Origin of the sequence: uncultured Fibrella sp., assembly GCF_964250085.1 — a bacterium.
In the GTDB taxonomy this organism is placed as follows: Bacteria; Bacteroidota; Bacteroidia; order Cytophagales; family Spirosomataceae; genus Fibrella.
Genome location: NZ_CAXUEC010000005.1, coordinates 140,845 through 162,324, shown reverse-complemented (window position 1 = coordinate 162,324; position 21,480 = coordinate 140,845). Strand labels below are relative to the sequence as shown.

The 21,480-nt window shown below is 50.2% G+C and carries 22 protein-coding genes; 3 read left to right on the top strand and 19 right to left on the bottom strand.

Annotated features, from left to right (window positions below; all coding sequences use genetic code 11):
- Positions 1–131 precede the first annotated feature (131 nt).
- The 17 genes from ACFE8Q_RS17595 to ACFE8Q_RS17515 all read right to left on the bottom strand — a co-directional run bounded on the left by ACFE8Q_RS17595 (position 132) and on the right by ACFE8Q_RS17515 (position 15,106).
- A complete protein-coding gene (locus tag ACFE8Q_RS17595; protein ID WP_375446733.1) occupies positions 132–956 on the bottom strand; it encodes a PoNe immunity protein domain-containing protein in 825 nt (274 codons plus the stop codon).
- Between the two features lie 16 nt (positions 957–972).
- A complete protein-coding gene (locus ACFE8Q_RS17590) occupies positions 973–2,364 on the bottom strand; it encodes a PAAR-like protein (RefSeq protein WP_375446732.1) in 1,392 nt (463 codons plus the stop codon).
- Positions 2,365–2,396: 32 nt separating this feature from the next.
- Positions 2,397–3,137, bottom strand: coding sequence for a hypothetical protein (locus tag ACFE8Q_RS17585; protein ID WP_375446731.1), 741 nt, complete (start codon positions 3,135–3,137; stop codon positions 2,397–2,399).
- A gap of 70 nt (positions 3,138–3,207) precedes the next feature.
- Entirely contained in the window at positions 3,208–3,621 is a 414-nt protein-coding gene (locus ACFE8Q_RS17580; RefSeq protein ID WP_375446730.1) for a hypothetical protein, read from the bottom strand.
- Complete coding sequence (locus ACFE8Q_RS17575) at positions 3,622–4,434, bottom strand: hypothetical protein (RefSeq protein WP_375446729.1); 813 nt, start codon at positions 4,432–4,434, stop codon at positions 3,622–3,624.
- Between the two features lie 145 nt (positions 4,435–4,579).
- Positions 4,580–4,894: a hypothetical protein gene (locus tag ACFE8Q_RS17570; RefSeq protein ID WP_375446728.1), complete on the bottom strand. Its 315-nt coding sequence runs from the start codon at positions 4,892–4,894 to the stop codon at positions 4,580–4,582.
- A gap of 10 nt (positions 4,895–4,904) precedes the next feature.
- On the bottom strand, positions 4,905–5,465 hold the full coding sequence (locus ACFE8Q_RS17565; RefSeq protein ID WP_375446727.1) for a hypothetical protein: 561 nt from the start codon (positions 5,463–5,465) through the stop codon (positions 4,905–4,907).
- 181 nt (positions 5,466–5,646) lie between these two features.
- The gene (tssD, locus tag ACFE8Q_RS17560) at positions 5,647–6,072 is read right to left on the bottom strand and encodes a type VI secretion system tube protein TssD (RefSeq protein ID WP_375446726.1); all 426 of its coding nucleotides are present in this window, start codon (positions 6,070–6,072) and stop codon (positions 5,647–5,649) included.
- A 60-nt stretch (positions 6,073–6,132) separates the two neighbouring features.
- Positions 6,133–7,863, bottom strand: a complete 1,731-nt coding sequence (locus ACFE8Q_RS17555; RefSeq protein WP_375446725.1) for a type VI secretion system Vgr family protein — start codon at positions 7,861–7,863, stop codon at positions 6,133–6,135.
- 33 nt (positions 7,864–7,896) lie between these two features.
- Positions 7,897–8,313, bottom strand: coding sequence for a type VI secretion system tube protein TssD (gene tssD / locus ACFE8Q_RS17550; RefSeq protein ID WP_375446724.1), 417 nt, complete (start codon positions 8,311–8,313; stop codon positions 7,897–7,899).
- Between the two features lie 206 nt (positions 8,314–8,519).
- Positions 8,520–9,920 carry a type VI secretion system contractile sheath protein TssC gene (locus ACFE8Q_RS17545; RefSeq protein ID WP_375446723.1) on the bottom strand — a complete coding sequence of 467 codons (1,401 nt, stop codon included), beginning with the start codon at positions 9,918–9,920 and terminating at the stop codon, positions 8,520–8,522.
- Positions 9,921–9,968: 48 nt separating this feature from the next.
- Positions 9,969–10,424, bottom strand: coding sequence for a type VI secretion system contractile sheath small subunit (locus ACFE8Q_RS17540; RefSeq protein WP_375446722.1), 456 nt, complete (start codon positions 10,422–10,424; stop codon positions 9,969–9,971).
- A gap of 307 nt (positions 10,425–10,731) precedes the next feature.
- Entirely contained in the window at positions 10,732–11,802 is a 1,071-nt protein-coding gene (locus tag ACFE8Q_RS17535; RefSeq protein ID WP_375446721.1) for a hypothetical protein, read from the bottom strand.
- Positions 11,803–11,933: 131 nt separating this feature from the next.
- Entirely contained in the window at positions 11,934–12,965 is a 1,032-nt protein-coding gene (locus tag ACFE8Q_RS17530) for a hypothetical protein (protein ID WP_375446720.1), read from the bottom strand.
- A 103-nt stretch (positions 12,966–13,068) separates the two neighbouring features.
- Positions 13,069–13,782, bottom strand: coding sequence for a hypothetical protein (locus ACFE8Q_RS17525; RefSeq protein ID WP_375446719.1), 714 nt, complete (start codon positions 13,780–13,782; stop codon positions 13,069–13,071).
- Positions 13,783–13,954: 172 nt separating this feature from the next.
- Entirely contained in the window at positions 13,955–14,287 is a 333-nt protein-coding gene (trxA, locus tag ACFE8Q_RS17520) for a thioredoxin (protein WP_375446718.1), read from the bottom strand.
- A 99-nt stretch (positions 14,288–14,386) separates the two neighbouring features.
- Positions 14,387–15,106 (bottom strand): SDR family oxidoreductase, encoded by a 720-nt coding sequence (locus tag ACFE8Q_RS17515; RefSeq protein ID WP_375446717.1) that lies wholly within the window; start codon positions 15,104–15,106, stop codon positions 14,387–14,389.
- 177 nt (positions 15,107–15,283) lie between these two features.
- Here ACFE8Q_RS17515 and ACFE8Q_RS17510 point away from each other — a divergent pair, with 177 nt between their 5' ends.
- From ACFE8Q_RS17510 to ACFE8Q_RS17500, 3 genes are all read left to right on the top strand, one after another.
- Positions 15,284–16,267, top strand: a complete 984-nt coding sequence (locus ACFE8Q_RS17510; protein ID WP_375446716.1) for a porin family protein — start codon at positions 15,284–15,286, stop codon at positions 16,265–16,267.
- A gap of 146 nt (positions 16,268–16,413) precedes the next feature.
- Positions 16,414–18,633 (top strand): transglycosylase domain-containing protein, encoded by a 2,220-nt coding sequence (locus tag ACFE8Q_RS17505; RefSeq protein ID WP_375446715.1) that lies wholly within the window; start codon positions 16,414–16,416, stop codon positions 18,631–18,633.
- 167 nt (positions 18,634–18,800) lie between these two features.
- Positions 18,801–19,154, top strand: coding sequence for a 4Fe-4S dicluster domain-containing protein (locus ACFE8Q_RS17500; RefSeq protein ID WP_375446714.1), 354 nt, complete (start codon positions 18,801–18,803; stop codon positions 19,152–19,154).
- 244 nt (positions 19,155–19,398) lie between these two features.
- Here the strand turns inward: ACFE8Q_RS17500 and lepB are convergent, their stop codons facing one another.
- Both lepB and dapB read right to left on the bottom strand, forming a co-directional pair.
- Complete coding sequence (lepB, locus tag ACFE8Q_RS17495) at positions 19,399–20,559, bottom strand: signal peptidase I (protein WP_375446713.1); 1,161 nt, start codon at positions 20,557–20,559, stop codon at positions 19,399–19,401.
- A 145-nt stretch (positions 20,560–20,704) separates the two neighbouring features.
- Positions 20,705–21,439: a 4-hydroxy-tetrahydrodipicolinate reductase gene (gene dapB / locus ACFE8Q_RS17490; RefSeq protein ID WP_375446712.1), complete on the bottom strand. Its 735-nt coding sequence runs from the start codon at positions 21,437–21,439 to the stop codon at positions 20,705–20,707.
- Positions 21,440–21,480: the final 41 nt, after the last annotated feature.

Sequence of the window (21,480 nt, the reverse complement as noted above, 5' to 3'; positions counted from 1 at the left end):
GTATCGGTAGTGAGACATATTTCTTCATGATCTAGTAAGATTACGCTTATCTATGTTACACGTATAGCATCTGATCGGAAAGCTATTGGTTTCATTATCAGGTACGTGAGTCATAGAAGAAAGCATGTTATTTATCGACTTGGCTCATGATATTCCTGCCAGTGTACCAGATCGTAGGGGTAAAATTCATTCTTTTGATAACTGCCATCATCCAGCTTCATTATTTTACTGATCGCGCCCGCTTCAAAAGCCCAGTACCCGAAATGACTTCCTTTATTGGTAAGATGAGAGTTGTAATTAGTGTCTAAATTATCGGGAGTATACCAGTAATTTTCCAGATAAACCTTCATTTTTTTTGCCGCTAATTCCTTATCACTTTGCGTAATATCCCATAACAATGTCAGACCCTCATCATCAGGAAAAAGTAGTGATTGATCAGGCTCATCTCCAGGCTTTTCAGGATGGAGCAAATAGTTTATTAGCTTATCTCCGAATTTCTCCCGCGAAAATAAAGTAGCTAGCTGAGTCAGAGAATGTTGGCTATTCAACAACCAGCCTAGCGAAATAATACGAAGTACCTGGTTATAAATAAAATCGTCGCTATCCCAGGATTTGACAAAATGGTAAACTGCTTTTTCATACAGTGGTATCAGTGATTGAACCGAATCGCCGCGTGAATAAGCAGTCGTTAGCTGGATAAGCAGGCCGTCTGATAGCTGAAATTCAATAATTTTATAGCCGTTGTATTCAGGACCACGTTCTGCGATAAGCTGGTCATACTGTTTTTTCGTTTCCTGGTCGAACGCTGTTGAATCGGCTAACACTTTATCATAGTATTCTTTATAAAAATAGCGTTCGCGAACACCGGTACGGGTTTGAACGAGAGCCGCCTGTGCCACAGGTGTCTGACTGGGTGCGGGTGATTTACCCCCAAATAAATTTTTCAGAAAACTCATTGTACGTTAAACAAAGTTAGAACCAACTTCCTACTTTTCCTCCCGCCCAACCGCCAATAAGCCCGCCCGCGATACCACCAATGATACCCCCGGCAATAATACCAACCGGCCCACCTATTGCCCCGATTGTTGCGCCAAGCTGAGCACCTGCCCAGGCTCCTCCCAAACCGCCAACGGCCGTTCCTACAGCCTGCTTGGTATTTGTTCCTACCTGACCACCGTCGGCTTCGTAGGCAGAATGGATATTATATAATTCGGTAGCAATGCCAATAACGAGCGTCGCCCGACCCAATACCCGACCCGCCTTGGCCACCGTGTTGGCATTGCGCACGAGCCAGGTGTTTGCCCCACTGATGGCTCTAGTGCTTTGTATGCTCCGTGCGGTGTTATTGATAAAATTGGACGCTCTCGAACTGCCACCCACTACATTGGCCGCCGGTAAAGTTGTCTGCGCCAGCGTTCGCCCATTGGCATCCAGCCCGTAATAACTAACAGTACCGTTGGCATCGACCTTAGCGGCAAGGCGAAGTAAATCCGATGAACCTGAATTGACTTTACCGGTCATCCGGGCAGCATCGGCAGGAGACATGGCCTGATAAATTCTACTGTTATTCCGCCCACTCGTTAACCACCGGTCACTCATCTGCCGACCGGTGCCCCGCGTAGTACTCATCTGGGGAGCGCCCGGTGTGCTCTTGAACTTAGCATCGGCCAGAATGTCGGTTGGGCCGTGCGGGTCGCGGGCTGCAATGTCAAGCCCCTGGTGACCTTGCCCCTGTAACGTACCTGCCTGCGTGGTACTGACGACGTCGTAGCCGCGCATACGCAGATCGGCTGTTGTACGAAGTTCACCAAAATTACCCCGAAGTGCGTTTGATGGAGCCGGTGTAGAGTTGAAATTGAATTGGTTCGCTTCGGAGGCTAATCCCCCAAAGCGATTGCCCAGGTACTGGCTACCCATACCAGTGCCGACACCCGCTCCCATCAGGCCATTGCCGAGTGGGCTGGCGGGGTTGAAAGGGGCGGGGGCATTGCCGTCGGCCATCATCAGCATCTGCACTTCCAGCGGGTTTTCGACGCCCATTGCCGCCGCCCGGCTGAAGAAGATGCTTACCTGCCCCCCCAGTGAACATTGTAGTTTGGCCTCGTCGACCAGCAGCTTGTAGCCGTTGACCCGCACGCCCTGCGCCGTTTTGTCCCAGTAGATTGGTGCCGGCACACACACACTACAGGAGACCTGGCAATAGCCCATCGAGGGGATATTGATAAAGGGGTCTTTATCGGCTTCCGAAGCAAGCGGGGAGCCGTATATCTGCGTGTTGTTATGGTGGGTGACCCGGAGTTGCTGGGGCATTGCTCCCATGCTACACCGCAACCAACTGCCATCGGGCACATACTTAATAGCCATACCTGTTCATCGTTCAATTTGCTGATAGCCAGTTAGTCTACCTTCTTCAACGTACGGGCGAAGGTGATGTTATACGCGTTGGCTACCTCTGTTTCCGTATACGCATCTACCTGATCGATCAGCCCATTCTTGTCTAGTAAATAAGTGATCTCATGGGTTAAATCCACACGGGTACGTAGGTCATGCACATCAATCATATTTTTTACGAATTGGCTGAAATTCGCCTGGTCAAATTTGCTTCTATCGACTTTGCCATCGATTTGAATTTGATAGCCAGTAGCTGTAGAACTGGCCGTCAGCGTTTCGAGTAAAGGGAGATCGATGCCGCCAAAATGCTGCGGTAAGACGTGTTCACGTATCCGATAAGCACCTGGGTACGTTCCTCTGATGTCGGCCATGAGTAGAGCCGTGTGCCCGTTGGTAATGGGGGTAAGTGTGCTTGCTTCGTAGCGCGAAGAATCGACTACACCCTGCTCGTCGCTGGTAAATACAAATTGGGGTAAAGACAAAATCTGGGTTTCATGAGCTTTAAAAAACCGCGTGGCCCCCGGACTGCCTACATATTCGATCAGGTCGGGTTTGAGAGTAAGCGTCCACCAGCCCTGCGAAGGGCGGCTCATATCTAGTTCCAACCTTACATTCACCCGCTCCACATACTCATCTACCTCCCTGGTGTTCACCATCCGGTAGGCATACGCTAATTCATACCTACGGCTGGTTACCCCGCCCTGGGCTGGAAACGGAACGGTTATCAAATCAGTGGCTAAATACATACGTGGAGTGATAGTTGTCGGTACAGGTGCCTTACATTTTTTTAATTGGTTTGATTCACATCAATTAAATTCATTCGCTTAATTTAAAATACTCGTAATCGCCTTCGAAGTAATCTCTTTTCAATAAGCAATATTTATTATTTACGCCGTTAAACAGGAGCAGATCGCCAGGCTTCTGTTTGAATGTGTAGACGGTATCTATGTAATTTTTATTTCTAATCAACAGTTGCTTTTCGTAAAGTTTTTTATAGCGATAGTAAAAAAAAGAATCCTGTTTAATGATTATATAACAGTTTGGATAAGGCAAGGAGTCTTGATTGTTCATCACGGGAATCTTTTTATATTCAACCCATTTTTTTGCCTTAACCATCCCTGTTTTTTCAGTAGACACATTCCCAGATGCTACCAGCACAGTGTGCTCCCTTTTGTCGGTGTGACAGCTAAGAAATAGAGCGATAGAAAAAAGAAACGCTGCCTGTTTCATCTAACTTGTTCTTGTTCTGTTGAATAAGCCCCAATCGACCCGCATCTTTCTAGTGGTATAATCATTTTTATTCAATTCATTTTTAGTAGTTGCCCAGTTAGCTTTAGCCGTTAAGTAAGCCATGTATGCCTGCTCATTCTGCTGAATCTTGATGTACTTGTCTTTTACTGAAGCCGACATATTCTTCCAGTTACTTGTTGCCCTGGTCAGGCTTCCCCACCAGGCTATAGCAGTATACCAATCTTTCGAATGACTCAGCCCGTAAACATTATCAAATTGAATCATGCCCTGAACAAGCGTATCAACATTACCTTCTGCCATAGCTTGATGGTCGCCTTCATAATTGCTGGTCTTCTGCTGTATTTTATAGTGTCTGTATACAGTGGGATAGGCTGATAACTTACCTTCTGCGCGAGCCATGTGGTATCTACTGTGCAGCCCTTCGTGCATAACTACTTTTGCTATAAATGTAGGATCTGCCACTAGTTGCCCGTTGATTATAAACCCATGATTTCCAATATAAATAGTGTACCCGTTTGCACCTCTCTCCTCCGGAGCCATTCCAAAATAGGTTCCGTCAGAAGGTGTTATAAACACATTGTCCTGGTGTTTTATGAACCGGGCAAAAATTGTGTGATAAACAGCTACACGATTTAAGGCCTTGATAATCCTTGAATATTTTCCATGCCAGTTCATCCAGATTATGCCTCCCCGATCAGCTTTGTTCGGAAATCGACTAATGGTTCTTGCAGCCGTTTTTTGGCCTTTATTGAGTCCGCTTCGGCTTGTAACGGGTGAGATGAATTTCTTCATTAGCTGGTGAAGTTTTAACCATCCGACTTGATATTTATACGCCTCCAGTAGTTGAATACTGCTAAAACCAGCCGCCTACTGTACTGCCCCAGGCACCTAATGCCCCGCCAACGACACCAATTGTGGCCCCAAGTTCTGCCTATCTCTAAAGGGGAATAACCCCAGCGGTATGACCACCAGCCCGTAGTATGGCGTCACGTGTACCGGCCATTGTATGGCCGTCGCTGACTACTTCCTGAGCCGTTTTACCCCAGTAAAGTGGGGTAGGTACACAGGCACTACACAAGACCGAACAAACTCCCGTTGAGGGGATATTGATGAATGGATCTTTGTCTGCCTCCGAGGCTAGGGGAGAACCGTATATCTGCGTGTTGTTATGGTGAATGACCCGGAGTTGCTGAGGTACAGCTCCTTTGCCACTCCGTAACCAACTGCTATTGGGCACATAGTTGCTTGGCATAACCAGTTAGTTATTCAGTCCATTGACCTGCGTGCAGGTAACTCACTAAATCATACCAACCATAGAAATCATCGAGATCTTCCACATCGTCTTTTCCTTCATAAGTACACACAGCCCGCTCAAGGAATCCGTCTACCGTACCATTCTGCCAAACCACCTGACTACTTGGTACAGCCTCAGGATGGCTGGCAAATCCACGCTTTAATTCGCTGATCTGCCGTTTGATGGTGCGCTCAAAATAGTTGTAAGACCGAAGTTCATGCTGACGGGCCTCGGTTCCGGCAACTGTTTCGTAATTGTCGCTCCATACATAAGGTTGCTTTAAATCAGCCTGCCAGTCGTAGATCATGGGCGGGTAGTCGAAGGCCTGGTCTAACCAATCGGCTACCATGCTGAACGTAAACCGGGGCAAAATACCATCGTTATATTGGCTGGTCAGGTGCCAGAGCGAACTTAGATACTGGTCCAGTGGCGGTAGCTCACCTGTGCTGCCCCGGCGGATAATTACCTGATTGACGAGTTTATAAAACTCATTGCCCGTTAAAGCTGTATACCCGCTGGATGTGGTCATGATTTTGTGCCCTGAGCAAGTGTACAAGCCACCGTTATGTTGTAGGCACCGCCTGTGCCGACCTCATGCCAGGAAGGCTAAATGAGATCATAACCAGGGAGTTGAATCGTATAGACGAAGGTAGACAAAGGGGTTTGAACAGAGCCAGCCATTCAAACCCCCTTCCAGTTGGCAACTAAGCTTACGCTTTGTCACCCCAGTTATTGTCATGTTCAGCACCGGCGAAGGTAATTTTCTCCGCCGAGATGCTCAGCGTGAAGGTCGCCGCCGGACGAGCAACGACACCCTGCTCAGGCGTCTTGTTGAAACGCTCGGCATACCGAATACACCGGCCTTTTGTGAATTCGACTGTTTTCAAAGTCGATTGATCCTGATCGACAAAACGGATGGTGCCATCGCCTTCCGTGTAGGAGTTTGCCAGCCATTCGGCCAGCGGGCCGTCGGCATCCGAAGATGTCAGTTCAACATGCACCACGCCCCCCTGGGTGACGGATGAGGGGCGTCCTTTTGAGTCAACCGAACGGCTCAACTCATAGTTGAAGCTAACGACTTCAGTGTCTGGTACGCCCATGGCGGAAAAATACGCGGCAACTGCTGATGCAGCCATAGTGGTAAGTTGTTTTAGTTGAACAATTGTTACTGAAAAGAAAGCGAAAAAGCATTGAGGTTAAGATTCATTCAAGTCGATTCGGGGAGCTGTTGCCTCGATCGTGCTACTCCCATTCAGGGTAATATTTTTGGCCGTTTCTTTATGGTCGACGGTGGCGTTTACCTCCACATTTTTGCCGGCCGTGATCTTGATATCTTTCCCGGCCTGCATTTCAATGTTATTTTTAGCGTTCATTTTGATGTCTTTGGCATCCATCTGAATAAGCCCTTTTGTCTGCATGTGAATGACGCCATCATCCTTAAAACTTATGTGTAAACTGGTGCCTTTATTATTTGAATTGGTGATGAAAAATTCCTGCTCGCCGGGCTTGTCTTTCATCACAATCTTATTGCCGCCTTTGGTCCGTATTATCTTCTGATAGTTATTATCGAACCAGTAATTGGTAGACGGATCTTTGTGATAAAGGCTACCAACAATGACCGGAAAATCAACGTGGTTGGCTTCGTAGCTGATCAAGACCTGATCTTCTATCTCCGGTATGTAGAGTGAACCTCTGGCTCCACCCGTGTAAGGCACCGCCACCCGAATCCAGCTTGATTTGGCCATCAGGGTATTGGGCCAGTGGAATTCCACTTTTACCCGGCCCAGTTTGAGCGGATCTTCGTTAAACTTTACCGTGGCTACTTCCGGTAATGCTACCGGCGAATGGGGATTGGGGCTAAATGGGGGCGAACTGACAGAGAAAGGAACAGCCTCAAAATGATTTTCATAATTACCCACTTCATCCACCGAATGAGTAATGGTATTGATGCGGTATTTGCCGGCACTCTCTTCCTTAAATTTATTGGTGTTGGCCGTATCGAGCTTGCGGGCAGTAACATTAACAACCACCCCCACGCCCAGATTTGGGTTCTCGCCCGCCCCGTTGAACCGGACCAAATCTGTTGCGTTGGCTTTATTCATAGCCTCCACCGCATCGTCGAGCTGTGACTTGAACTGAATATCTCGCAACGGCCATTGAAGCGATGATTGAGAAAACAGAGCCGCCGATTTTGAGTAAGCAAAATCACCGAACGTACCCAGACCTGATACCGCCTGCCCTTTCGAGGAGTAGCGCTCATGCTTCTGATAATTGTAGTGCATCATCTCGATCTGGTTGGGTTTCACACCAACTGACATGGAGAAGTGCTGGATGCCATCGGCTACAAAAGCCTGTTCAGGGTGTACGGCTTTGCCCACAACCAATTGGGTACCATCGTAATAGCACCACTCGCCATATTCGTGACAAAGTCTGGTCAAATACTCCCAATTGGATTCGTCGTATTGAGCTTTATAATCTATTTTATCTTTAAAGACTACATTGACCGATTTGTTGAACGAACTGTAATCTTTCAATACATCATTGATAATGCCAGGAAAAGGCTGCCCCACCCAGGCTCGACGTTGCGCACCATCCTCCATCAGGCAGGTAGGACTATGACCAATGATAACGAACGAATTGATCATATCGCTATCATTGATCAGCGTCAACTCCGTTACAATACCCGAGAATTTGAAGTCGGCAGGTACGTTCTTGTAAACGGTTTTAAATGAAATAGTGGCCACTTCGCCCACCATAGCGGAGTGCGACTGCTTGAAGAAAAAGTCGTTTTTGTCCTCAAGCACTTCGAAAGGCACGGCTATTTCGAACGTATGATGGGTGAACAGCGACTGGTTGATCTGGAGATGCGTGAAATGCTCCAGCTTCTTTCCGCCAATCACTATATCTGCTTTTACCTGCTGCGCCATAAATGCATCCGTTTTATGAGAAAAGTGAGCGGATTAAGCCCCCATTTTCCAATCCATCCACATATTATCATGTATATGGCCGTCAATGATGATCTGTCGGGCCGTCATACCTAGCTGAATTGAGTAGGCGGCCGTAGCATCACCCACCCGAAACGATTCATGATACTGTACACAGTAAGCATCTTTGATCTCGACCCGCTGCAACGTACCCCCTTTCTGATCTCGGTAAACGATCCAGCCGTTCTTCAGCGCAAGTGGGTCTGAGGCCCAGTTCGTCAACACGCCCCGATCATTCCCTAAAATGGTTACCTGTACCAATCCACTCCGAACACCCGCCGACGCCCGGCCTTTGCGGTCGGTCGATTGGTTGAAGTTGATGGAACTGTCGATCAATGTCAGCGGACTTTCCAGTCCATCGACCGAAAACTCCGAACGAAAGGATGATGCCATAGTCGGAAAAGCGTAAACTATTAATTGATGATCTCTATAGAGTAAGAGAATGGCATAGCTATGGAGATCAGCTTAGTAAACTTGCGCTGCGCTATACGGCACATTTGGCGATAGTCAGGTACGTGATAGCGTCCAGTTTTCGCAAGTACCAGCCGGGCAGACAACGTAATCGGTCTGTCGGGTTGGTACTTGCGCCATAAATTGCATCAACGAACCTCTGCTTTAAAGTCGTTTCGGCGGCCTGTGTCTTCGTTCCGGCCTTTCTCGCCCGTTAGGTTGATGATAAATGTTTTGGCTGGGAAAAACGGCGTAATATTAAGATCAACGATGATCCGGTCGGGCTGAATGGGGTCTTGCCGGAACTTGGGTGGATCAAACTTGTCGATGATTTTGCCGGGGCCTTTGATACGGTCGAGGAAGGCCACGATCTCGTCGGTCAGTTGCTTTTCAACCTTGCCGCTCCAGTTTTCCATCGCCCGTTTGTTGAGGAAATTCATCATCACCTTCATCAGCCAGTCGAAAACCCGGACCACCGAATAGGTCTTGAGGCCCACGTTATTGCCGGCAAACAGGGTTTTGCCCGAGAATGGAATGATGCGGGCAAACTCTTTGGTCATTGGAATCAGGCCCAGCCCTTCCAGCTCACCCACTTCCGTCTTAAGCAAGTTCATGCGAACGCCGTCTACTTCTTCGAGAGCACCAAACTGCAGACCCGCCGATACCTGTGAAATCAGGTTCTGGTGGATCTTTCCAGCCAGCGCCGTCGACGGCTCTATATAGAGATCTTCCTCTTCGTCGTATTCCTCATATTTGCCCCGGCCAATGAGGTGGTTCACTGTCATCATCACGTTGGCAAAGCGGGGTACGTCCTGTGATAGCTTCTCGCGCTGAAACTCCTTGATGGTATCTTTCAAACCACCCATATTCCGGTAGTCGGTGATGAGCATCAGTTTGTGATCGCTGGCTATTTTGGCCCAGGCATCAACAACAGTTTTCTTGCCGAGGTAGCCCGGAATAACCAGCAGGGAATAACTTTCCTGCAAGTCGAACCGGTTGTATACCTGATGAATCTCGTTCTTGACGTAGTCGATGGTATCGTTGTTGTAGACATTGGCCGGGTCGAGCTGGCTGAGTCCGGCATTGACAAAAACGATGTTGCGTACCTTGAAACCGCTTTGATTGGCGTTGGCAAAGTACAGGGCCACGCCCCGATAGGTAGCTTCCAACTCGCGGCTGGCATCGAGCACTTCTTTAACGTTCTGTTTATGAAGCTCTTCGGTAGACTCCAGCTTTTGCTGTGTTTGCTCGGCTAGCTCAGCAACACTACCATCGGTCGACAGCATTTCTTTCCAAAGTTCGAGTCGCTTCAGCAAGGCTTCCCGGTCACGGCGGCGATCACTCTCTTTCAGAAAGATCTCGCGCTTGGCCCGGCGCTCTGGATTCAGGCTATCGGCCCCCTCGATGGTTGTTTCGAGAAGTTTATATCCGCCAAACTTCAACTGCTGAAGTTCAGCTATGTTCTGGGAAAACGACCGGCCCAAAGCAACTTCACGTTCCTGTGTGCCGGTTTGTTGAGTGGTAGCCTGGTTTTTCTGCTGTTCAGCCATGACAAACGTTGAGTTGATTTGAAAGGTATGGATTGGACCTTGACCGGCTTAACCGGCCTGCTCTATTTCATCGATCATCTGCTGGATCATTGCCAGCATGGTCTGTTTTGCCTGCGGATTCTGAATGGCGTGTTGCAACATTTTGTTGGAGCGAAGCTGGTAGTTGATCCGCTGCAGATCCCGCATCTGATCGTTAAGCTCGGTCAGGTAAGGGCTTTGCTCCACAATCCCTTCAGGTGTAAAGTCGCCTAAACGACCAAATTTGAAGGTTTCTGCCATTGGTTCACCAGTCTGGCTATTGAGCATGACCGTGACCTCAGGTTTGTAATGATCCATGACGTCATCGACCGATTCCATATCTGGAACGGCTTCTGCTTCCATCGGCAACTCATCCGTGAACTTGCCGATGTACAGCGTTTTGTTCATGCTGATCGGCGAGAGACTAGGCGGAATCTCGCGCAAGCCGGGCCAGGCCCCGGGCATTGTGTTGTCAAATTGGTTCATCAATTTTCTAGTTAACTAGGCTAGCCCATAGAATTCAGCTACTAAGCTACTTAAACCGTCCGTTCAGGACAACTGTTTTTAACAATAGCCTGATTTAATAACACAGGGCTTATTTACCGGTCATGCTCTCGCTTCAATTGCCCCTCAGCAAGAACGGTAACAAATAATAACTTTAGTATATATAGTAAGTAGAAACTAATTGCGATTTAGCGAACGGTAAACACTAGCCACTTTATTTAGAAAAAATAAAGGGCAGTCTGACACATGACTTATGTGTCAGACTGCCCTTCTACTGGTGCGGTATCTATTACTTCAGCGACAGCAGGTAGCCGATAGTGAAGTTAGCGTCCCAGTCGAATACAAACTGTTTTGTACCCGTTGCATCCGCCACGCTCTTGTAGATGTTGAGTCCCGCTTTCTGCTTCGCGTTTTCGCCCGTGTAGCCAGCGGGCAACTTCAAGACGGTGTACCGCTCTTTGCCTTTACGTACCTGCTTGGCCAGGTCAGACGGAACACCGCCGATGATGAAGCACGTTTTACGCCGGTCGGCTGGCACCTGTTTCGCTTTGCTTTTCACTTCGTCAGTTACGGTAGCGTCGTCCGTACCTTTCTCAAAGTATTTGGCACCGTAGGTTTCGAGTGCCGTTACATCGCTGCCGTTCTTCCAGGCGATCTTGGTATTACCCGAGCCCATGTCGACCACAAACGCGTTGTCGTCAAATTCGGCAGGCAAGGCCGCCCGGAGGCCGAGTCGTCCTTCTTGTTCGGGCGTCACCGTGTTCACCACGTAGTTCAGCGCCTTGAGGTTCTTGATGATTTTCTGGGTGGTTTCGGCTTTCAATGCGCCCGAGCTAACCACAAACTGAATTTCGCGGCCACCTACACCGAAGTTGAGCATGTTGGCGATGTACTGCTTCAGCCCCGCCCGAATGTCGAGGTCAGTGGCCATGTTTTCAAGTACAAGGCTGTTGCCAAACTCAGCTTTTTCGAGCTTCCAGCGTTTCTGATCATCAATCTTGACGATGAATGAATTGAAGCCGCTGGCTCCCAGTTCCACAACGCCTTTTAGCTTGCCGCCCTGTGGTTCAGGAGCCTGATAATTAAAAGCGGCGGGGATGCCACCTTCGCTGCTCGCTTCAGAGGAGCTGGCTGTGGTTTCATCGGCGTTCACATCGACGCCGCCGGTTCCCTGAGCGGCCTCAGTGGCCTCCTGCCCCGGTGGGAGCGTGGGCGAGGTGGTATCGGTTTGTTCGGTCTTGTTGCCTCCTTTGAATTTCTCAATCAGGTCAACACCGGCTACGTACTTCAGGCCGAAATAAATGAGGGCTAAAACTAAGGCCGTAATCAGCAGACGGCCCGCAGTAGTTAATCGTTGCATGGATGGAAAAGGATTATTGATTAGGTGAATAGTTGATTGGGGATTGGTTACTGGTTGATTGGTTATACTCCGATGGCTGATCTTCTGGTTGACCAATAACTAATCAACCAATCACCAATTAACCAATTCAATTAATCGAGCAGGCTGCGGTAACCTTCGTCTTTAGGCGGATTGATCACTTTGGCTTCCAGCGGACGGTCGGCTGCCGGGGCATTGAGCTGAACAAGCGAAAACTCGCCTTTGTTGTAGGCTTCCAGTAAGGTCTGTCCTTTATCAGAGAGCATGCCATTCTGAATGTCGACGCCGTTGATGAAGTCCATCGACAGGTCCATGGCCCGTTTCATTTCACCGAGTTTCTTGCTCATATCCTCCTGGATATACTCCATCGACTCGTCGAAGTAAAACTTCTTGTCGGGATTTCCTTTGAAGATGCTCACCGCCGTTTTAAGGGCATTTGAGCTTTCTTTCACAATCCTATACTCCGTTTCTTTGAGCTTGACCTTGATGTCGGTCTCTTTAATCAGGTAGTCGGCCGATTTATTGACCTTTTCCATGAAGTCGAGCACGAGTTTCATGTTCCGCTGAAGGGGAAACAGTTTCTCGTTCATTTCCTGAAGACCAGCGCCTTCCATCGTTGCCAGCGTGGCCGCCTCCTTCATACCGGGGCGGGTAGCCGCCAGTTCATTGGCTTTGTTGGCTTCGGCAAACTTCTGCTTGATCGACTCGTTGTTCTCGTTGATCTTTTTGTTCAGTTTCACCAGTTGCCCGGCCAGTGTGTCGATCTGCCCCTGCATTTTCTCGCGTTTCTCCCGCAGGTCCTGCACGTAGATCTTCATAATGGCAATGGGGTCGAGTTGAATCACCGTGCCCGTGATTTTCCGCATCAACGTTTTGTAGAGAAAAAACATGGCGGTGCGCACATCACGGCTGGTGAATAGAAAGACCAGCAGTGCCACTATACCCAGCAGGAAGGCCAAATACAGCGTGTTTTCGGTAGCGCGGATCAGGAATTCCATGATCCGATTGAAATAAACGAGGCCAACCGCCCCCAGAGCACCCAGCACCAACATGCCGGTAATGCCTTCCGGGCGACCCCAGAACGACCCCTTCGTGTTGTCGTTGGTACCGCCGCCCGCCAGTTGTGAAAAATCAGGAGAAGCCATAGTTAGTTATCAGTTATTGGTGAACAGTTATTGGTTCGTATCGGCGGTCCCGCGTCCGGGTTGGGGGTTCGCCGATACAAACAGTAAACAGAAGACAGAGAACTCATTTCAGGTACGTGGCAATTTTCGAAATATCGGTTTTGATCTGGTCGGTGAAGGTAGCGTAAGTCGCTTCGAAGTTGGCCCGGTTCTGGCTGATCTTCGCGCTCTGTTCCTGTACCTCACCGCTGATCTTGGTCAGGCGATCGGCGTTGGCGGCGGCCCGTTGTTGCAGTTCCGCTAGTTGTTTGGTAATGGCTTCGTTGTCGGCCTGGAGTTTCTTCTGCTCTTCCTGAAGCCCACCCACCCGCTCTTTCATAGCGGCATCAACGCTTTTCAGAAAGGCGTCGCGGTCGGTGCTGAGCGCCGCCAGGTATTGGTTGGCGGCTGTTGCCAGTATACCCGGATCGCCGGTTGAGGCCATCGCCTTGAAACTGGCCCAGGCCGCCTGAAACTGCTTCTCTTCGGGAAGACCCAGATTGCTCAGGTTTCGGAGGATCTCCCGAAATTCAAAATAATCGGGGCCCTGCAAGTTGGCTTTGCTGAGTACCCCCGCAAAGTGATCGACAAACTTTGTGTCTACCGATCCAACAGGCGAACCTGTAGCGGGGCCTGCTGCCATACCGGATGCGCTGGGTGCGGGCGGCGCTGATGGCCCGTTTCTCGGTGCTGGTTGGGCGGCAGGTACGTTGCTGGCGGCGCTGGGTTCTTCTTTGATGAAGAACCCCAATAATTTGTCTCCTAAACTTCGGTCAGAATTGTTCGGGGAATCGGCCATGTGTGTGTTGTCGTGGTTGACGGGACAATACTACAATCTTGTCTGGAATCAACAACGGCCAATACGGATAAACGGTTATGGGACTGGCCTAATGAGCACCAGACTGGACCAATAAAAAAGCCAACCCTGGGGGCTGGCTTTTTGGCATTGCTGCTGGCTTAATGTGGCTAAACTACACCAGTTGGGCCTGCAATTTCTGTTCGAGTACCGATTTGGGTACGGCACCAATTACTTTATCGACCATCTGGCCGTTCTTGAATACCATCAGTGTGGGAATGCTGCGAATGCCAAACTGCATGGGTACCTGTGCATTCTGGTCAACGTCCATTTTGGCGATAACCGCTTTGCCGTCGTACTCAGTAGCGAGCTGCTCCACAACGGGGCCGATCATCTTACAGGGGCCACACCACTCGGCCCAGAAATCGACGAGTACGGGTATGTCTGAATTGATCAGGTCGTTGAAATTAGCGTCAGTGGCTTCGATTGCCCGTGATCCTGCTGCCATGATTATACTTGAGTTTATTGCGTTCAAACTTTTGTCAATGGCATAAACCCCGCCTGTAGGCTTTAGTTCCCCCAACCCACTGAGTGGCCCGTAGCGGCCCTACCAGGCAATCTCTTTCCTGTCGCGCCAGAATTTACCCGTCTCGGTAGCGGGTGCATCGGTGGCGAGCCAGACAATTGTTTCGGCCCCCTGTTCAACCGACCGGCTGGCCCCTTTGCCACCCATATCGGTACGTACCCAGCCGGGACAAACCGAGTTAACGGCTACACCAGGCAAGGCTCCGGCAAACTGCCGGGTAACAGCATTCAGGGCCGTTTTCGAGACGCTGTAGGCTGGAGCATACGTCTGCATCTCGCCCAGCGCCCCAGCCCCGCTCGACACGTTGATGATGCGCGTGCCGATCTGATCCCGGTTTGGGCTTTTTTCAAGAAAGGGCAAAAAATCCTGGGTGACCATGATGGCACCTTTTACATTTGTGGTCAGTGCCCGGTCCAGTAGTTCAGGATTAAGCTTAACGATCGTTTCGCCATGATCCTCCAGAATGGCGGCATTGTTGATCAATACATCGAGGTGATCAGCCTTCTGTGAGAACGTACCGGCGGCTTGCCGAATGCTTACCGGGTCAGTAACGTCGAGTTGAATGAAGGTTGCTTCGTAGCCGGCATCGCACAGGGTTTGTGCGGCGGCACGTCCTTTAGCCATATCGCGGGAGCCAACAAATACAGCAAAACCACGTTTAGCCAATTGACGGGCCACTTCAAAGCCGATGCCTTTATTTGCCCCGGTTATCAGGGCCGTTTTTGGATGTTGAGTCGTCATCTTATACTACTGGTCGTTAGAAGTAAATTCGGAAAGAGTCATCTTTGTTTCAAAAGAAAGTTAACAAGTGGCCAGTTACGCAAGTCAACAGGCCGTTACCTCAAATCAACTAGTAAGTCGCTCAATAACCAATCAACTTTGTTCAACAGTTCAATCACCAGTTAACCACATCGCTTCATGAGGTCTTTCTTCACCTTCCTACTCGTTTGCCTTTGCTTGTCCGTAGCCACGGCTCAGTCTACAACTAAGAAAAAGTCGACAACGACAAAAAAAACGGCGACTACCGCTAAGAAAACCACGACGGTGAAAAAGCCGGTCGCAACAAAACCCCGGCCTGTAACCGTTGCGGCGGCAGCAACCGAACCGGCCCCGTCAACACTGACGTTCCCCAGCACCGAGCCTGAGAATGCGGCTACGCTGGATGCGGCGAAGAAACAACAGATGTATGACGAACTACATGGCGTGAAGAGCCAGACCAATACGCCGGATACGGGCAAGAAAGGTCGCAAAACAGAACGTACCCGCGACTCGGATGAAATGGCTACCCGCGCCAATCGTAAAGCGGCCGTCGCGTCGTCCGACGAGGCACGTACCTATATAGGTGTGCGCGTGGGGGGTAACTACAATACGTACCTGGAAAAATTACAAACCCCGAATGGGTCAGGTGGTTTTATTAATTTGACGCCCGATCCTTCCTACGGTTTTCAGGCGGGTGTTGTGTTCCAGTTTGGGCGGGGCGGCATTGCCTTCCAGCCAGAAATCAACTTTCAGCAGGACTATATTAAGGTGACCACATTTACCAGTCCAACCTCGTTGACGGGTGTCACAACAACCCAGTCGGTCAGTAGCCTGGTTGTGCCTTTGCTGGCTAAATTTCAGTTTGGTGAGCAGGGTAGTACCCGTTTCTTTGCTAATGTAGGCCCATACGGTCAATACTCGCTCGAAGCCCGCCCGGCTAATTCTGAAACAGTAATTGGCTACGGTGGCGCGTTGGGTCTTGGCATCGGTATTCCAACCAGTTCGGGCAAATTCACCATTGAAGCGCGTGGCTACTACCCATTGGGCTCAACCGCCAGCGGAAGTGAATTTGGAAAAGTACTAGGCAAGCCAATCACTGCCCAGCTAGCTGTAGCCTATCTGTTCCCGCTGGGTAGCCGATAAGCCAATAACTGACCTATTTTTACTGTAAAACGGGTGGCCTGTGCTGCCCGTTTTGCTATGTACACACCCTGCAGAAAACAATGCCGACGGGTTAGGTAGCGTTCACCTCCTGAAATCCGTACTTTTGCGGCACTATTCGCAACGAAATGCCAATTAACAAACGCAATGTCCTGCGCTACACGGCCTGGACTGTGCTGACACTTCTGGTGTTGGGCATCGCTGGAGCCGTTTACGCGTACACCCAACGCGAACGCCTGCTTACCATCGCTATTGAGAGGGCCGTCAAGAAGGCCAAGCGAGACTACGACCTGACCGTACATATTGGCTCAGCCAAATTCACCGGGTTAACCTCCCTGTCGGTGACCAACGTATCGGTAGTGCCCGCCGACCGCGACAGCCTGACCCGCGTCGACCAGGTGTTGGTGAGCGTTCGGCTGTGGCCCTTGCTGGTTGGCAACGTGGCCCTGTCTGAATTATCCATTGAAAACGGGTTCTTCCAGGTGGTCAAACGCGATTCGCTGACAAACCTGGATAGTATTCTGAAACGTCGGAAAGATTCAACCGACACCCGTAAACCACGTACCCGGACGAATCTGGCGGATGTGGCCGAAAACTTGATCAACAACTTACTGACCAAGATTCCTGATGATCTGAACGTCCGCAACTTCGATTTCCGGGTTGTCGACAATGATAAGCAACTCAACCTGCTGGCGTCGGAAGCCCGGATCGACAACGGCGACGTGACGTCAACGTTCCTGCTGAACCGCAACGAGGCGATCTGGCACATTACCGGCACCGCGTCGCCCTCCGATAAAGAGTACGATGTAAACCTGTATGCCGTTGGCAAGCCACTGGAAATTAAATACCTGGAGCAGCGATTTAAGTTAAAAGCGCAGGCCGATACCCTACATGCCGAACTGCGCGACGTTGATCGGTCGCGGGGTGAATTCAGGCTCGAAGGTGTAGGATCAGTGCGCAACCTGCGGTTGAATCACCCGGCCCTATCGCCAAATGATGTAGTTGTTCAGCGGGCGGCGGTAGATGCCAATCTGTTTGTCGGCGAAAACTACGTGGGTGTGGATAGCAGTTCAACGCTTCATCTGGGCGAAGTGTCGGCCCGGCCGTTCATAAAATATACGCTTCCCGACGCCGAAGCAGGAACCGGCAAAACGATTGACGTACAGTTGCATACCGACGATATGGATGCGCAGGCGTTGTTCAACTCGTTCCCGAAAGGGCTGTTTGCTTCGCTCGATGGCATGAAAGTGGCCGGGAAACTGCGCTACGACCTGCGCTTTAACTTCGATACGGCACAACCCGATTCAGTTAAGTTTGACTCTGGATTGACACCGGATGGCTTCAGGATTGTTGGCATGGGACGAACTGATTTTCGGCGCATCAACCAGCCATTTATTTACACACCCTACGAGAAAGACAAGCCCGTTCGGGATATATCGGTAGGGCCGGATAACCCCGACTTTACCCCCCTCAATTACATTGCACCCGATTTGAAGAATGCGGTGCTTACCTCGGAAGATTACAATTTTTTCACGCATAAAGGCTTTAATGAAAAAGCGTTTCGCGTATCGATCGCCACCAATTACAAGGCAGGGTCATTCAAGCGGGGTGCCAGCACGCTGTCGATGCAACTGGTGAAGAACGTCTTTCTGAACCGGAATAAAACCCTCTCCCGAAAAGTTGAAGAAATCCTGATCGTCTGGCTTCTGGAAAATCAGCGGCTAGTCTCGAAGGAGCGCATGTTCGAGGTATATCTGAACATCATTGAATGGGGTAAGAATATTTACGGTATTAGTGAAGCCGCCCGGTATTATTTCGATAAAACACCCGCCGAACTGAATTTAGGGGAGAGTATTTTCCTGGCGTTCGTTATTCCAAGCCCCAAGAAAGCGTTAAACCATTTCCAGCCAGACGGCTCGTTGCAGGTACGTAATGTGCGGGGCTACTTTAAGATCATCGGCCGCATTATGGCTAAACGTGGTCTTACTCAACCAGATAGTGGCGCTTATGGGTTCTACGATGTTCGTCTGCGCGAAGGTCTTCGCCAACAGGTAACTCCGCAAGACTACGTTGAATCCGACAGCCTGAGCACCGACCCGTCGGAGGGAGGCGGTATGGATGATCTGTTTAATCGACTGCTAAACGGCAACCCGGACGACGATCAGAAGCCCGCCACGCAGCAACCTGCCGAGGAGGCCCCCGTTGTTCGCCCGACCCGCCCTGCTGATGAACCCGCCGCTACCGACACGGTGAAAACGCGGAAGCAACTCCGCCAGGAACGGCGCGAGCAAAAGCGGCGGGAGAAGGAAGAGAAGAAAAGACTGGAGGCGGAGAAGATCATCGAATAACTTTATTTCGGTGACGATGGTGGGTAGATTGGCTCCGGTTGCTGGCTTATTGTGCAGATGATCACGTCATAAGGCCACTTTTTTCTTCCATCGGCCAACTTTAAATAATTATATTTGTTGTCTCATTATCAGTCCCCCGACTATTAGCCAGCTAAATTGATTCGATTATGGCCATTATGATTACTGAGGAGTGCATCAACTGTGGTGCCTGCGAACCAGAATGCCCCAACACGGCCATCTATGAAGGTGGTGTCGAGTGGACATGGGGTGGTGGTACTGCCCTCGATGTCGTTGATTTTGGCGACGGCACCGTTGTGAGCGGTAAGTCGCCCCAAACGCCTGTTTCCAACGAGTTTTATTACATCGTTACCGATAAGTGTACCGAGTGCAAAGGCTTCCATGAAGAACCGCAATGTGCCGCCGTTTGTCCGGTCGATTGCTGCGTGCCTGACCCTGAGCACGAAGAAGACGAAGAAACGCTGTTAGCCAAGAAAGCCTGGCTGCACGCGGAGGAAGAATAATTCAAATCGTTGATTTGTAGGGGTAGCCGGAAGGCCGGATCACCCTCGCGTGGCTACCCGCTTTCGAACGCGATAGCGATCGCAAAAAAGGCGTTTCCATTTACATCTGTAAGTGGAAACGCCTTTACTGTTTGTATTCAACTGTAAATTGGCTACCCAAAAGTTTTCGGCAACTGCTTCAGGCGGTCGCTGTCGCGCCCGAGAGCGGGCACCCACGAGGGGGTGTCCCTACATATGATTTGGATTAGTGTACTACGCTAAACAGCCGGTTCCAGCGAATTTTGTTAGCGGCGTTGGCCGGATTAGGGTCGATCGACATCCAGATGAAGACGGCTTTCCCGACAATGTGGTCGGCGGGGACAAAGCCCCAGAAACGCGAATCGAGCGAATTATGCCGGTTATCGCCCATCATGAAGTAGTAGTTCTGTTTGAAGGTGTACGATGAAATAGCTTTTCCGCCGATAGTGACACCTTTTTCGGTGATGTCAACATTTTCATTGCCTTCGTACTTCTTGATCACTGTTCCGTATAGCGCAATTGATTTCTCGTCGAGCTGAACGGTAACGCCCTCTTTAGGAATCGTAATTGGACCGAAGTTATCGACCGTCCAGGGGAATTTGCTACCGCCATACATCTGCGAAAACGGCGTTGGCGTTGGGCTTGGTTCTTCGTCATAGGGCGTTACTTTTTTCACCCAATCGAGCGTTTTGATCTTATCGATCGTCTCGGCAGTGGTATTCAGCTTGTAGCCAACGACCTTGCTCGTTTTAGACACCGAATCTGCCTGTTCAATCGGTTGCCAGTTGAACGTGCTGGTCGGGTAGTCGTTGACAATATCGTACTGACGGAAAAACGCATCGTCCAGATCGCCCTTGCTTGTTTCTACATAGTACGTCATCTGCGATTTTGGCGGCACTTCGGCAGCTTTTCCGTTTACGAACACCTGCCCATGACGTACCTCCAGCACATCGCCGGAAATGCCCATGCAGCGTTTGATGTAGTTCGTTTTCAGGTCGGTCGGATACTGATCTTCGGGCGGAAAGTTAAACACCACCACATCGCCGTTTTTTACGCTCGTGAAGCTTGGTAGCCGAAACTGCGGTAACTGAATCCAGTCGAGATAGGATGGAATCTCGGTGCCCCAAATCTTCTGGTGCGTCAGCGGCACCTGTAAAGGCGTTTTGGGCGTGCGGGTGCCATAGTGGAACTTGCTGACGAACAGGAAATCGCCCACCATCAGGCTCCGCTCCATCGAGGGCGTTGGAATGGTGAAGGCTTCCATGAAGAGCCAGCGGATGAGCGTAGCGGCTACGACCGCAAACAAAACAGAATCGAACCACTCGCGGATGGCCGATTTTTTTCTGACCGGTTTGGCGGTCTTCGTTTTTAGGTTGACTTCAGACACAGGAAGTAGATGTTCTGGATTCACCGCCACTGATTCAGCGAGTTGAACTTACTGAAAAGTTGATGGATGAACCTTGTTATGTTTACAAAATTACAACGTTTTGGGGGCTAACGACTAACCGCCCGTCCGGTATTCGGGTTGCTTGTCATTCTCCCAGCAAATCGTCCATCCCGAAAACGCCCTGCCGACCAGCCACCCACTCGGCAGCCACCACGGCCCCAACGGCAAATCCCTGCCGATTATGGGCCACGTGCGAAATCTCGATCCGGTCAACGGCCGACTCAAACCGGACAATGTGCGTGCCAGGTACGTTGCCCTCGCGCACCGAGTCGATCACGATGGCATCTGTCGTATCACCTTCGGCGGGCTTGTCGGCTTCCGACACTGCCCAGTGGCTTTTGTAAGGCAGGTTTTCGAGTAGTCCTTCGGCCAGGGTAATGGCCGTGCCGGAAGGCGCATCTTTCTTTTGGGTATGATGTACTTCGGTCATCGATACCTGATAGCTGGGGTAGTCGTGCATGAATTTTGCCAGCGTTTTGTTCAGCCGGAAAAACAGATTAACCCCAATGCTATAGTTCGAGGCATAGAAAAAAGCACTGCCCCGTTCCCGAACCGCCTGCTCGATTTCAGGCCGCTGACCAAGCCAGCCGGTTGTGCCACAAACTACGGCCCAGCCACGCTGAATGCAGTAACGCAAGTTCTCGACCACCGATTCAGGTGAACTGAATTCGATAACGGCATCCACCGCGTCATCAGCCAGGGCATCGAGGTCGGCGCGGTTGTTGAGGTCAATACGCCCAACAATCTGGTGACCACGTTCGAGGGCAATCTGTTCGATGGCTTTGCCCATTTTGCCATAACCAAGTAAGAGAATATCCATTGGTACTGGTAGGTATTGAATTGAGTAATACAGGTGCTGGC

Coding starts and splice junctions, on each gene's coding strand:
- ACFE8Q_RS17595 (WP_375446733.1), bottom strand. CDS start 956: ATGAGTTTTCTGAAAAATTTATTTGGGGGTAAATCACCCGCACCCAGT.
- ACFE8Q_RS17590 (WP_375446732.1), bottom strand. CDS start 2,364: ATGGCTATTAAGTATGTGCCCGATGGCAGTTGGTTGCGGTGTAGCATG.
- ACFE8Q_RS17585 (WP_375446731.1), bottom strand. CDS start 3,137: ATGTATTTAGCCACTGATTTGATAACCGTTCCGTTTCCAGCCCAGGGC.
- ACFE8Q_RS17580 (WP_375446730.1), bottom strand. CDS start 3,621: ATGAAACAGGCAGCGTTTCTTTTTTCTATCGCTCTATTTCTTAGCTGT.
- ACFE8Q_RS17575 (WP_375446729.1), bottom strand. CDS start 4,434: ATGAAGAAATTCATCTCACCCGTTACAAGCCGAAGCGGACTCAATAAA.
- ACFE8Q_RS17570 (WP_375446728.1), bottom strand. CDS start 4,894: ATGCCAAGCAACTATGTGCCCAATAGCAGTTGGTTACGGAGTGGCAAA.
- ACFE8Q_RS17565 (WP_375446727.1), bottom strand. CDS start 5,465: ATGACCACATCCAGCGGGTATACAGCTTTAACGGGCAATGAGTTTTAT.
- tssD (WP_375446726.1), bottom strand. CDS start 6,072: ATGGCTGCATCAGCAGTTGCCGCGTATTTTTCCGCCATGGGCGTACCA.
- ACFE8Q_RS17555 (WP_375446725.1), bottom strand. CDS start 7,863: ATGGCGCAGCAGGTAAAAGCAGATATAGTGATTGGCGGAAAGAAGCTG.
- tssD (WP_375446724.1), bottom strand. CDS start 8,313: ATGGCATCATCCTTTCGTTCGGAGTTTTCGGTCGATGGACTGGAAAGT.
- ACFE8Q_RS17545 (WP_375446723.1), bottom strand. CDS start 9,920: ATGGCTGAACAGCAGAAAAACCAGGCTACCACTCAACAAACCGGCACA.
- ACFE8Q_RS17540 (WP_375446722.1), bottom strand. CDS start 10,424: ATGAACCAATTTGACAACACAATGCCCGGGGCCTGGCCCGGCTTGCGC.
- ACFE8Q_RS17535 (WP_375446721.1), bottom strand. CDS start 11,802: ATGCAACGATTAACTACTGCGGGCCGTCTGCTGATTACGGCCTTAGTT.
- ACFE8Q_RS17530 (WP_375446720.1), bottom strand. CDS start 12,965: ATGGCTTCTCCTGATTTTTCACAACTGGCGGGCGGCGGTACCAACGAC.
- ACFE8Q_RS17525 (WP_375446719.1), bottom strand. CDS start 13,782: ATGGCCGATTCCCCGAACAATTCTGACCGAAGTTTAGGAGACAAATTA.
- trxA (WP_375446718.1), bottom strand. CDS start 14,287: ATGGCAGCAGGATCACGGGCAATCGAAGCCACTGACGCTAATTTCAAC.
- ACFE8Q_RS17515 (WP_375446717.1), bottom strand. CDS start 15,106: ATGACGACTCAACATCCAAAAACGGCCCTGATAACCGGGGCAAATAAA.
- ACFE8Q_RS17510 (WP_375446716.1), top strand. CDS start 15,284: ATGAGGTCTTTCTTCACCTTCCTACTCGTTTGCCTTTGCTTGTCCGTA.
- ACFE8Q_RS17505 (WP_375446715.1), top strand. CDS start 16,414: ATGCCAATTAACAAACGCAATGTCCTGCGCTACACGGCCTGGACTGTG.
- ACFE8Q_RS17500 (WP_375446714.1), top strand. CDS start 18,801: ATGGCCATTATGATTACTGAGGAGTGCATCAACTGTGGTGCCTGCGAA.
- dapB (WP_375446712.1), bottom strand. CDS start 21,439: ATGGATATTCTCTTACTTGGTTATGGCAAAATGGGCAAAGCCATCGAA.